This window comes from Acuticoccus sediminis (assembly GCF_003258595.1).
GTDB lineage: Bacteria > Pseudomonadota > Alphaproteobacteria > Rhizobiales > Amorphaceae > Acuticoccus > Acuticoccus sediminis.
On the sequence record NZ_QHHQ01000010.1, the window covers coordinates 151,464 to 163,802 of the forward strand.

A 12,339-nucleotide genomic window follows, 5' to 3' on the forward strand; every position below is an offset into this window, starting at 1 on the left:
GGATTTGGCAAGCGATGGATCCAGGCCTCTGGAATCCCTGGTTAATCCCACCTTACCCGACACATTCATGACATAGCCGGCTTGGAAAGCCCTCGCGCCCAAATGATTCGCGGCCCATCACTATTTCCCGGCCCCGTGACATTAAAATTTTTTCAGCTGACATCTCTCAAAGGGTGCCACCTCCCGCTTCGACAGATCACGCATCCGTCAACCCGTGCGGGCAGAATAAACTTTGTGGATAAATCGTTAAGAAGGGAACCTAAAGGTCGGTCATCAACGGCTGCACCCATTGGTCACGATTATGGCTGGTTGTGACGCGGAATTTCCGAGACGCGATCCCAAATAATTTCAACAAGGCTTCCTTATTTTGCCGCATAAGTAATAACGCCTTATGCAGGCAGCCGAATTCGCGCCGCACGTCGGAACGGCGGTTCGCAGGGCGCCCCATGCGCGACGCCATTGCGTCGAATGTCAGGAAAGTCGTCCGAATGGGTTCCGGGCCCGTCGCGCCCGGCAGGCGCCGCCGTCCGATCGGCCCGAAGGGCGGCGAACGGGCGGCCGCCGGGGCGGCCCGCCCGGTGTGTCAGCCCTCGTTGAGGCCGAGCACGTCGCGCATGGAGTAGAGGCCGGCCGGCTGCTTCACCGCCCAGAGCGCCGCCGCGACGGCACCGTGCGCGAAGACCCCCCGGTCCTCCGCGATGTGGCTCAGCACCACCCGCTCGGAATCGAGAGCGAGGATCACGTCATGCTCGCCGATCACCGAACCGCCGCGCAGCGTCGCGAAGCCGATCGTCCCCGCCTCGCGCGGTCCGGTATGCCCCTCGCGGGACATGACGGACTGGGACTTGAGGTCGATGCCCCTCCCCCGCGCGGCCGCGTCGCCGAGGAGGAGCGCCGTGCCGGACGGCGCGTCCACCTTGCGGCGGTGGTGCATCTCCAGCACCTCGATGTCGGCCTGCGGGAGCGCGGCGGCGGCCCGCTCCACCAGCACCGACAGGAGGTTCACGCCGAGCGACATGTTGCCGGACTTCACGATCGGGATGTGCCTGCTCGCGGCGTGGATCACCGTCTCGTCCGCCTCGGTGAAGCCGGTCGTGCCGATGACGTGCGCCGTGCCGAGGCCGGCGAGGCTGCTGGACAGCTCCGCCGAGGCGCCCGGGGACGTGAAGTCGAGGACCGCGTCGCAGTCGCCGAACACGGTCGGGTCCACGGACACGATGACGCCGGACTCGCCGACGCCCGCGATGACACCCGCGTCCTTGCCGGCTTCGCCCGCGCCACGCCGCTCGGTCGCCGCGGCGAGGGTCGTCCCCTCGGTCTCGACCACCGCGCGGACCAGCGCCCGCCCCATCCGGCCAGCGACGCCGGCTACACCGATCTTGATCATTGTCCCGGCTGGGGCCCTTCGTACCCCTCGATGATGACCTGTTCGCTGACCGAGCAGCGCTGCCGCACCTCGAGCGCCTTCTGGTAGCCCTCGGAATAGAAGCAGTCGACCGCCGCCTGATACGACGGGAACTCGATCACGACGTTGCGCTGGCGTGCCTCGCCGACGACCGCCTCGAACGGGCCGCCGCGGACCAGGAACTTCCCGCCGTACTCGGCGATCGGCGCCGCGTTCAGCGCGACATATTCCTTGTAACCCTCGAGATCGTGCACGTCGACGCGTGCCATCCAGTAACCCTTGGCCATCAATCCCCCTCCGTTTCTGCGCGCCGTGCGGCCTTGAGAGCGTACAGTGCATCGAGCGCTTCACGCGGGGATAGGGCGTCAGGGTCGATCTCGTCCAGCGTTTCCAGCGTGGCGGACCGCGAAGGCCCACCGGACGCGGCGTTTTCCGCCGGTTCCGCGCCCGCCGCGAACAGCGGCAGGTCGGCGGCGAGGGCGGCCCGCGCGGCGCCGCGGTCGGACTCCTCCAGCCGGGCGAGCACGTCGCGCGCGCGGCGCACCACCGTCGCCGGAAGCCCCGCGAGCCGCGCCACCTGCACGCCGTAGGAGCGGTCCGCCGCGCCCGCCTCGACCTGATGCAGGAAGACGATGTCGCCGCGGAACTCCTTGACGCGCATGGTCGCGTTGCCGATCCGCGAGCGCCGCTCCGACAGGGTCGTGATCTCGTGATAGTGCGTCGCGAAGAGCGTGCGGCAGCCGACCTCGTTCAGCCTCTCCAGCGCCGCCCAGGCGATGGAAAGCCCGTCGAAGGTCGCCGTCCCGCGGCCGATCTCGTCGAGAATGACCAGCGCGCCCGGCCCCGCCTGGTTCAGGATCGCGGCGAGCTCGACCATCTCCACCATGAAGGTGGAGCGCCCGGCGGCCAGGTCGTCGGACGCGCCGATGCGCGAGAACAGCCGGTCGACGATGCCGATCCGCGCGCGCTTGGCCGGCACGAACGAGCCGGCCTGGGCGAGCACCGCGATCAGCGCGTTCTGGCGCAGATAGGTCGACTTGCCGCCCATGTTGGGGCCGGTGAGGATCACCGCGCGGGCGAGCCCGTCGTCGTCCGGCGGCGAGAGCACGCAGTCGTTCGGCACGAAGCGGGAGCGGTCGCCGAGGGCGGCCTCGACCACCGGGTGGCGGCCCGCGTCGATCTCGAACGCGAGACCGTCCTCGATCGTCGGCCGGACCCAGCGCGAGACGGCGGCCCGCTCGGCGAGCGCCGAGGCGACGTCCATCTCCGCCATCTGACGCGCCACCTCCGACAGCCACGGCCGGGCCTCGACGATCGCGGCGACCAGGTCGGCGAAGATCGCCTGCTCGGCGGTGCGCGCGTCCTCGGACGCGGCGAGGATGCGGGACTCGAGGTCCCGCAGCGTGTTCGTGGTGAAGCGGACCGCCGACGCGAGGCTCTGGCGGTGCGAGAAGGTCTCGTGGGAGTGCAGCGTGTCGGCGTGGCCGGCGGGCACCTCGATGAACCAGCCGAGCACCGCGTTGTGCTTGATCTTCAGCGAGCGGACGCCGGTCTCTTTCTGGTAGTCCGCCTGGAGGCCGGCGACGAACCGGCGGCTCTCGTCGCGCAGGGTGCGCGCCTCGTCGAGCGCGGCGTCGACGCCGTGGGCAATGTACCCGTCCGGCTGGTTGCCGCTCGCGGCGCGCTCGTCGAGCGTCGCGGCAAGGCGCTCGCCGAGCGCCCCCGGCGCGGCCGTCAGCACCGCAGCCGCGGCCTCGATCAGCGCCGGCCGTTCCGACGGCAGCGCGGCTGCGGCGTCAGACGCGGCGTGGAGCGCACGGCAGACCGCGAGCGCGTCGCGGGGCTGGCCCCGCCCGGCGGCGAGGCGGCCGGCGGCGCGCAGCAGGTCCGGCACGGCCTTCAGCGCGGAACGCACGGCGCTGCGGGCGACCGGGTCCGCCTCGAACGCGGCGACGGAGTCGTGCCGGTCGGAGATCTCCTCACGCACCAGCGACGGGCTCGACAGGCGGTCGGACAGGAGTTGCGCGCCGATGCCGGAGACCGTGCAGTCGATCGCCGACAGGAGCGTCGGCCCGTCGGGCCGCGAGGGGCGAGTCAGCTCCAGGCTCGCCCGGGTGGCGGCGTCGATCGCCATGACGCGGTCGGGCGCGTCCTTGCGCGGCGGGTCGAGCGGCGGCGCGTTCGCGAGCTGGGTCTCGGCGAGGTAGTTGACGAGCGCCAGGCCCGCCGCCGCCTCGGCGTCGGAGAAGGTGCCGAACGCGGCGAGGTCGGCGACGCCGAAGTTCGCCGCGAGCCGGGCCGGCGCACCGGCGGCGCGGAACTCGGACGGCACGCGCCGGGCGACCGTCACCCGGACCGGCATCGGCGGCAGATCGGCGCCTTCCGGCGCGATCAGCTCCACCGGGTCGAGCCGCGCGATCTCGGCGGCGAACGTCTCGGGCGTCGCGGCGGTCAGGATGAAGCGGCCGGCGGCGACGTCGGCGGCGGCGATGCCGACCTCGGTCTTGCCCGGTGCGACGGCGACCAGCAGGGAGGCGCGGTCGGGCGCCAGCAGCCGCTCCTCGGTGATGGTGCCGGGCGTGACGATGCGCACCACCGCCCGCGCCACGACGGACTTGGCGCCGCGCTTCTTGGCCTCGGCGGGATCCTCGGTCTGCTCGGCGATCACGACGCGGAAGTTCTGCGCGATCAGGCGCGCGAGGTACTCCTCGGCCGCGTGGACCGGGACGCCGGCCATCTTGATCGGCTCGCCGAGGTGGGTGCCGCGGGTGGTGCAGTGGATGGAGAGCGCCTTGGCGGCAACCTCGGCGTCCTCGAAGAACAGCTCGTAGAAGTCGCCCATCCGATAGAAGAGCAGCCCCTCCGGGTTCTGGGCCTTGATGGTGAGGTACTGGGCCATCATCGGCGTCGCGCCGGCGGCGATGACGGCTTCGACGTCGTCCGGATCCGGCTTCGGCCCCGAGCCGCGGGGCCGGGAGCCGGTCAGCTCACCGATGTCGGAGGCCGATGCGAGACGCCCGGCGTTCTCATCCGCATCGCGGCTCATCGCCTCCATCCGTCCCCCCTCACCTCGACCGTCGAGTGGGCGGGGATCGTGCCCCGGCGGTGCAGGCGGGAACAAGGGGCGCGGCGCCCTCTCCACAGGCACGCGGAGAAACCCACAGGAACGGCGGCCCGGGACCCTCCGCAGATCGGCGAGACGGCTGCGACGCGGCGCTCCGGCCGGAGCGCCGCGTCGTCATTGTCATCTCCCGGCCCCACACGGGGAGGTCGCCGGTGAGACAGGGGCGGCGGCTGCCGGACGCGAGCGCCGTGCGCGGCGCGGTCCCGCTGGCGGGGGCTCCGCCGGCGGGCGCCCGCCGACTGTCAGGCCGAGGCGCGCACGTCCGCCTCGCTCGACGCCCGCAGGCCCCTGATGAACTCGGAGATCGTGGACTTGAGGCCGGAGCTGCCGGTGTCGATGCCCGTGGTCGTCTTTAGGACGACCTCGGCGGCGTCGTTGGTGGTCTCGGCGCGGGTGCGCACGCGGCCCATGTTGGTGCTGACCGCGTCGGTGGAGCGGGCGGCCTGGGCGATGCTCTCGGTCACCTCGCGGATCGCCACCCCCTGCTCCTCCAGCGCCGCCGCCATCGCGGTCGTGTTGGCCGACACCTCGCCGATCACGGCGACGATGGAATCGATGGTGGAGACCGAGGCCGTCGCGGCGCTGTGCATCGCCTCGATGTGGCGCTCGATCTCGGAGGTCGCCTTCGCCGTCTGCTCGGCGAGCGCCTTCACCTCCTGGGCGACGACGGTGAAGCCCTTGCCGCTCTCGCCGGCACGCGCCGCCTCGATGGTGGCGTTGAGGGCGAGGAGGTTGGTCTTCTCGGCGATGTCGTTGATGAGCTTCGTCGCCTCGGAGATGTCGGAGCTCGTCTTGGCGAGGACGCGCAGCGTCTCGGCGGCCTTTTCCGCCTCGGTGACGGCGGATCGGGCGCGGCCCGCGGCGGCGTCCACCTGCTCGCCGATCTCGGACGAGCTGGCGCTCAGCTCCTCGGCCGCGGCGGCGACGGTCTGGACGCTGGCGTTGCCGTCCTGGCAGGCGGAGAGGATGTCGGAGGCGTCGTCGGTCATCTCCTTGGCGAGTGCGCGCAGGCTCTCGGCCTGGGCGGTCATCTTGCCGACGTCGCCGCGCATCGAGTCGACCACGTTGGCGACCTTCGCGTCGAGGTCGTCGGCGGTGCGGCGCACGGCGGCGGCCCGCTCGGCCTTCATCTTCGCCTCGGCCTCGGCCTGCGCCCGCTGCAGCTCCTCACGCTCCATGACCATGGTGCGCAGCCGGCCGACGGACCGGGCGATGGAGCCGATCGCGTCGGCCCGCCCGGCATACTCGCTCTCCGGCACCATCTCGCCGTTCGCGAGACTGTCGACCCGGCTGGCGAGGTCGCGGGCCGGGCCGGAGAGGTCGCGCGCGGTAAGCCAGTTGACGAAGAGGACGATGATGGACGCACCGACGGTGAAGGCGATGCACAGCCACTGCAGGCTGGCGAACTGCGCATCCACACGGGCGAGGTAGATGCCGGTGCCGACGAACGTGTCCCATCCCGGCACCGGGAGGGCGTAGGAGATCTTCTTGATCGGCTCGGTCCCGCCCTTCGGGACGTTGAAGTACTCGTACGTTCCCCCGCCCGCCTTGGCGATCTCGATCAGCGCCGCGTTGATCCGCGCCGAATCGGGATTGGACGGATCGAGGCCGTTGTCGCCGACCGTCTCCGGCTTTGCGCCGTGGGCGACGCGGATGCCGTCGTACCGCGTGGCGAAGACGTACTCCTTGCCGTTGGAGTAGAGCATGTTGTTGACGAGCTGGCCCCACTGCGCGAGCGCCTCGTCCTGGGTCATCTCCCCTCGGGCGACGGCGTCCTGGTAGGTCTTGGCAGACCCCGCCGCGGTCTCGGCGATGGACCGGGCCTTGGCGATCTCGCGCTGAATCGCCTCCTCCTTCGCCTGCGGCAGCACGAGGAACATCAGCGCCACGAGCGTGAACACGTTGATCGCTCCGAGCAGCCACAATTTTCCGGCAATCGAGAAGCGGCGATAGAGATTGAGCATGACAAGTGGGTCCCCTCTTCCGTCGTCCGAGCCATAGCGGGACTGGATTGCGCGCAGCTTGCGCGGACCGGCGGCCGGGCCGCACTTTCGCGGCTCGCCGTGCCGCCGGGACGCCGAGCGGGCCCCGGACCGAACGCGGCGGGGCATGGCCCGACGGGTCGGCCCGACGGGATGGCGGAGGACTTCCCTTGCGCGCTCCGAACCCGGGAGCGTCCGGGCTCAGATCAGCATTCTTCAAATATGCGTCTCTGCAGACACCAGATTGTGCGGCGCAAGATGGACGAAGGTGCACCTAACAGCGTACGTGTCTGAGCAAAAGTCGCTTTTGGGGAGTGCGCACGTGGATGCAGCAGAGCGCGGCCGGCGGGGACGGCCAGCGATTACCGATCAGGAGGCGCTGACCTTCCATAGCCGCGGACGACCCGGCAAGCTGGAAGTGACGCCCACCAAGCCGATGGCGACGCAGCGCGACCTGTCGCTCGCCTACTCCCCGGGCGTCGCCGTCCCGGTGCGCGCGATCGCCGAGGATCCGGACCGCGCGTTCGACTACACCACCCGCGGCAACGTCGTCGCCGTCATCTCGAACGGCTCGGCGATCCTCGGGCTCGGCAACCTCGGCGCCCTCGCGTCCAAGCCGGTGATGGAGGGCAAGGCCGTCCTCTTCAAGCGCTTCGCGGACATCGACGGCATCGACATCGAGGTCGACACGCAGGACGTCGAGTCCTTCATCAACTCGGTGAAGTACCTCGGCCCCTCCTTCGGCGGCATCAACCTCGAGGACATCAAGGCCCCGGACTGCTTCATCATCGAGAGCCAGCTGAAAGAGCTCATGGACATCCCGGTGTTCCATGACGACCAGCACGGCACCGCGATCATCGCCGCCGCCGGCCTCATCAATTCCGCCTACCTCACCGGGCGCAAGCTCGAGGACCTGCGCATCGTCTGCAACGGCGCGGGCGCGGCGGGCATCGCCTGCGTCGAGCTGGTGAAGTCGATGGGCGTGCCGGCGGACAACGTCCTCCTTTGCGACACCAAGGGCGTCATCTACGTCGGCCGCGAAGAGGGCATGAACCAGTGGAAGTCCGCCCACGCCGCGCGGACCGACCGGCGCACCCTCGCCGAGGCGATGGACGGGGCCGACGTCTTCCTCGGCGTGTCGGTGAAGGGCGCGGTGACGCGCGACATGGTCGCCTCGATGGCGCCGAACCCGATCATCTTCGCGATGGCCAACCCCGACCCGGAGGTCACGCCCGAGGAGGTCGCCGACATCCGCGACGACGCGATCGTCGCCACCGGCCGCTCGGACTACCCGAACCAGGTCAACAACGTCCTCGGCTTCCCCTACATCTTCCGCGGCGCGCTCGACGTGCGGGCGACCGCCATCAACGAGGACATGAAGGTCGCCGCCGCCGAGGCGCTCGCCGCCCTGGCGCGCGAGGACGTGCCGGACGACGTGGCCGCCGCCTACCAGGGCAACCGCCCGCGCTTCGGCCGCGAGTACATCATCCCGGTGCCGTTCGACCCGCGGCTCATCTCGGTGGTGCCGCCGGCGGTGGCGAAGGCGGCGATGGCGAGCGGCGTCGCCCGTCGCCCGATCGTCGACATCGAGCGCTACGCCGAGGAGCTGTCGGCGCGGCGCGACCCCGTCGCCGGCTCGCTGTCGCGCATCTACGCCAAGGTGCGCCAGCAGCCCCGCCGCGTGGTGTTCGCCGAAGGCGAGGAGGAGGCGGTGATCCGCGCCGCATCCTCGTTCGTCAGCCAGGAACTTGGCACCGCGGTGCTGATCGGCCGCGAGGAGACGGTGCGCGAGCAGGCCTTCCAGGCCGGCATCGAGCTGCGCCCGGGCCTCGAGATCGCCAACGCGCGGCTCTCCAAGCGCAACACCGAGTACGTGCAGTTCCTGTACGCCAAGCTGCAGCGCAAGGGGCACCTGATCCGCGACTGCCAGCGGATGATCAACCAGGACCGCAACTTCTTCGGCGCCTGCATGGTGGCGCTCGGCGACGCGGACGCGATGGTGACGGGCGTGACCCGCAACTACGCGGTCGCGCTCGACGCGATGCGCCTCGCCATCGACGCCAAGCCGGGCCACAAGATCATCGGCGTCTCGCTGGTGCTGGCGCGCGGGCGCTCGGTGATCGTCGCCGACACGGCCGTCAACGAGGAGCCGTCGGCGGAGGATCTCGCCGACATCGCGGTCGAGACCGCCCGCGTGGCGCGCCGCCTCGGCTACGAGCCGCGCATCGCGATGCTGGCGTCCGCCAACTTCGGCAATCCGCCGGGCGAGCATGCCCTGCGCGTCGAGGAGGCGGTGCGCATCCTTGCCAAGCGCCGGGTGGACTTCGAGGTCGACGGCGAGATGGCGGCGGACGTCGCCCTCAACCCGCAGTTGATGCAGGCCTACCCGTTCTGCCGCCTGTCGGGTCCGGCGAACGTCCTGTTGATGCCGACCCTCGACAGCGCGTCGATCGCGACCAAGATGCTGCAGGAGCTCGGCGGCTCTACGGTGCTCGGCCCGATCCTTGTCGGCATGGACAAGCCGGTCCAGATCGTCCCGATGGGCGCGCGTGACACGGACATCGTCAACATGGCCGCGATCGCAAGCTTCGGCGTGAACTGAGGCACCTCGGACGGGGTGAGGCGTTAAGGCTTGACTGAGGTCGTACTCGTCACCGGCGCGGCCGGGTTCATCGGCCGCGCACTGGTGCGGGCCTTCGCGGCGGAGGGGCATCGCGTCCTCGCCGCGATCCACCGCACGCCCCTCCCCGACGAACTCGTCGCCGACCCGGCGGTGACGCCGGTCGCGATCAACCTGATCGACCGGGAGCCGCGCGTCGTCCCCAAGGGCGGCGCGGAGGCGCCGGCGCCCACGGTCGTCGTCCACGCCGCCTACGGCGCGGCGAGCGGACCGTCCGGCGACGTCCCGCCGGTCCTCGCCGCGGCCGACGCGCTCGGCGTGCGGCGGGTCGTCTACTTCAGCTCAATCGCCTACTACGGCGCCCGAACCGGCGAGGTGACCGAGACGACCCCGCCGGAGGGCGAGGCCGGCGCCTACGGGCGGCAGAAGCAGGCCGGCGAGGCCGCGCTGGCGGCCTGGGCGGCAACGCCGGGGCGCTCCGGCGTCGCGCTGCGGCCGGGCGCGGTCTACGGCCCGGACAGCACGTTCTGGACGGTCAAGCTGCTCCGGCGGATCGCCTCGGGCAACTGGGGGCGGTTCGGATCGCTCGGCAGCGGCCCCTGCCCGCTCGTCCACGTCACCGAGGTCGCGAGCGCGACCGTCGCCGCAGCCGGCGCGCCGGACGGCTTCCAGGCCTTCAACATCGTCGCCGACGACAGCCTGACCTGGAACGACTACTTCACCCGCCTCGCGGACGCCGCCGGGCTGCCGCTGCGCGACCTCTCCCCCACCGAGGCGAGGCTGCGCGTCGCCGCCTCGATCCCGGCGAAGGTCTGGCGCAAGCTCGGCGGGCCGGGCTTCGAGGCGCTCGCCCTCGCCCCGACCGCCGGCGAGCTCGCCACCTTCGCCCGCCCGGCGCACTACGTCTCGACCGCCGCGCGCGAGACGCTCGGCTGGACGCCGGACCGTGACGTCGACGCCGCCATCGCCGAGGCCGTCCGGGAGACGCGCTGGTGAGCGAGAGCGCCGCGCCCAAGCCGCTCACCATCGACATCGTCATCTGCACCTTTCACCGCGAGGCGCTGCTCAGGCGGCTCCTCGACTCGCTGGAGGCGATGGATCCGGCCCCGGCAACCACGTTCCGCGTCATCGTCGCCGACAACTCCGACGAGGCGTCCGCCCGGGCGGCCGTACAGGAGGCGGCGGCCACCCTCACCTTCGACGTCGTCTACCTCGAAGCGCATCCGCCCAACATCTCGGTGGCGCGCAATGCCGCCGTCGCGCGGGCGACCGCCCCCTTCGTCGCCTTCCTCGACGACGACCAGGAGGTGACGCCGGGCTGGCTCGCCACGGTCGCGGCGGCGCTCCGCCGGCACCGCCACGACGTCTATTTCGGCCCGTTCGAGCCGGTGTTCGCGGCCCCCGACAACGCCGGACTCGTGGCCCGGCAGATGTTCACGCGGGCCTCGACGCTGCCCGACGGGGCGGAGGTCGCGCCGGGCCGCGCGGCGCGGCTTCGCCAGGGCTTCGTCCTCGCCACCTCCAACACCGTCTTCCGCCGCGAGACGATGCTGGCCGAGGACGCGCCATTCGACTTCTACCTCGGTGCCAACGGCGGCGAGGACCTTCTGCTGATGGCGCGCATGCACCGCGCCGGCCGCCGCTTCGGCTGGATGTCCGGCGCGAAGGTCTTCGACGACATCCCCGCGAGCCGCTGCGAGATCGGCTACCTCGCCCGGCGCGCGGTGGCGGGCGGGCAGTCGTTCGCCATCGTCACGATCCTCACCAGCCCCCGCCCACGGCTGACGGCGCTCACCGTGCCGCTGGTGGCCATCGCCCAGCTCGCGGCCGGGCTCCTGCCCTACGCGAAGGCGCTCGTCGCGGGCGACCTCGACGAGCGGCAGGCGCAGCGCATCGCGATGGCCGGCCGCTGGGGCAAGCTCACCTATCGATCCCGCCGCCTGCCGCTCTATCGTTGGGAAGACGCCAGCCGCCGTTCGCCCGCCTGACCGCCGTTCCGGCCCCGCCGCTCTCGCCAGGCCATGCGCCGGCGGGCAGACGGGGGCCTCCAAGCCGCCGAGAGTGTTGCCTTGCCCAATGTCGCCATCATCGGCTGCGGTTTCGTCGCCGACCTCTACATGCGCTCCCTCTCGCTCTATCCGGAGGTGACGGTCGTCGGCGCCTTCGACATCCGGGGAGAGCGGCTCAAGGCGTTCACCGACCACTGGAAGATCCCCCTCTTCCCGTCCCGCGAGGCGCTCTTCGAGGCGCTCCCGGCGGATGGCCTCGTCCTGAACCTGACGAACCCGACCGCCCACTTCGAGGTGAGCCGGGCCGCCCTCGAGGCCGGCCGCCACGTCTACAGCGAGAAGCCGCTGGCGATGACGATGGAGGACGCGCACGCCCTCGCCGCGCTTGCGCGGTCGCGCGGGCTCCGCATCGGCGCCGCCCCCTGCAACCAGCTTGGGGAAAGCGCGCAGCTTCTGGCCGCGGCGGTGCGCGAGAACGTCGCCGGCCCCGTCCGCCTCGCCTACGCGGAGATGGACGACGGCTTCATCCGCCAGGCCCCGACCGACAGGTGGCTCAGCGAGAGCGGCGCCCCCTGGCCGGCCGCCGACGAGTACGCCACCGGCTGCACCCTGGAGCACGCGGGCTATCACCTCGGCTGGATGATGCAGGCGTTCGGCTCGGTCCGGACGGTAGTCGCCGCCTCGGCCCGCCTCGCCGGGAGCGAGGGCGAGGCGCCGGACTTCGCCGCCGGGCTCCTGGCATTCGAGAGCGGCGTGATCGCGCGCCTCACCTGCTCGATCCTCGCGCCGCACAACCACGAGATCATGCTGGTGGGCGAGCGGGGCGTGCTGAAACAGGAGAAGGCGTGGGCGAACGGGGCGCCGGTGCGCTTCCACAAGCGCGTCACCGTGCGGCGGCGGATCCTCGAGCTGCCCGTCGGCCGGCGGCTGAGCTTCTCCGGCGAGACGCACCGCAAGCAGGGCCGCTGGGGCGCGGCGAGCATGAACTTCGCCCTCGGCCCGGTCGAGCTCCTCGAGGCGATTGCGAGCGGCCGCCCGGCGCGCATGTCGCCCGAGCTCGCCCTCCATGTGACCGAAGTGACGCTGGCGCTGCAGAACGCCGGCCTGACGCAGGGCGCGCAGACGATGGCGACCCGGATCGGCTCCATCGAGCCGATGCCCTTCGCCGCCCGCCTCAAGACCTAGCCTGGAGCCCGGCG

At 71.5% G+C, this 12,339-nt stretch carries 8 protein-coding genes; 4 read left to right on the forward strand and 4 right to left on the reverse strand.

Annotated elements, in window-relative coordinates:
• Positions 1–583: 583 nt before the first annotated feature.
• The 4 genes from dapB to DLJ53_RS30895 all read right to left on the reverse strand — a co-directional run bounded on the left by dapB (position 584) and on the right by DLJ53_RS30895 (position 6,493).
• Positions 584–1,387, reverse strand: coding sequence for a 4-hydroxy-tetrahydrodipicolinate reductase (dapB, locus tag DLJ53_RS30880; protein WP_202913445.1), 804 nt, complete (start codon positions 1,385–1,387; stop codon positions 584–586).
• Entirely contained in the window at positions 1,384–1,692 is a 309-nt protein-coding gene (locus tag DLJ53_RS30885; RefSeq protein WP_111352174.1) for a DUF1330 domain-containing protein, read from the reverse strand. The genes dapB and DLJ53_RS30885 overlap by 4 nt, the downstream gene beginning before the upstream one ends.
• Positions 1,692–4,451, reverse strand: a complete 2,760-nt coding sequence (gene mutS, locus DLJ53_RS30890; RefSeq protein WP_111352207.1) for a DNA mismatch repair protein MutS — start codon at positions 4,449–4,451, stop codon at positions 1,692–1,694. The genes DLJ53_RS30885 and mutS overlap by 1 nt, the downstream gene beginning before the upstream one ends.
• 320 nt (positions 4,452–4,771) lie before the next feature.
• Positions 4,772–6,493 (reverse strand): methyl-accepting chemotaxis protein, encoded by a 1,722-nt coding sequence (locus DLJ53_RS30895; protein ID WP_162409720.1) that lies wholly within the window; start codon positions 6,491–6,493, stop codon positions 4,772–4,774.
• 340 nt (positions 6,494–6,833) lie between these two features.
• Here DLJ53_RS30895 and DLJ53_RS30900 point away from each other — a divergent pair, with 340 nt between their 5' ends.
• The 4 genes from DLJ53_RS30900 (at position 6,834) to DLJ53_RS30915 (ending at position 12,325) form a co-directional block, all read left to right on the forward strand.
• A complete protein-coding gene (locus DLJ53_RS30900; RefSeq protein ID WP_111352176.1) occupies positions 6,834–9,113 on the forward strand; it encodes an NADP-dependent malic enzyme in 2,280 nt (759 codons plus the stop codon).
• Positions 9,114–9,143: 30 nt separating this feature from the next.
• On the forward strand, positions 9,144–10,127 hold the full coding sequence (locus DLJ53_RS30905) for an NAD-dependent epimerase/dehydratase family protein (protein WP_111352177.1): 984 nt from the start codon (positions 9,144–9,146) through the stop codon (positions 10,125–10,127).
• The gene (locus DLJ53_RS30910) at positions 10,124–11,119 is read left to right on the forward strand and encodes a glycosyltransferase family 2 protein (protein WP_162409722.1); all 996 of its coding nucleotides are present in this window, start codon (positions 10,124–10,126) and stop codon (positions 11,117–11,119) included. The genes DLJ53_RS30905 and DLJ53_RS30910 overlap by 4 nt, the downstream gene beginning before the upstream one ends.
• Before the next feature lie 81 nt (positions 11,120–11,200).
• The gene (locus tag DLJ53_RS30915) at positions 11,201–12,325 is read left to right on the forward strand and encodes a Gfo/Idh/MocA family protein (protein ID WP_202913447.1); all 1,125 of its coding nucleotides are present in this window, start codon (positions 11,201–11,203) and stop codon (positions 12,323–12,325) included.
• The last annotated feature ends 14 nt before the right edge of the window (positions 12,326–12,339 follow it).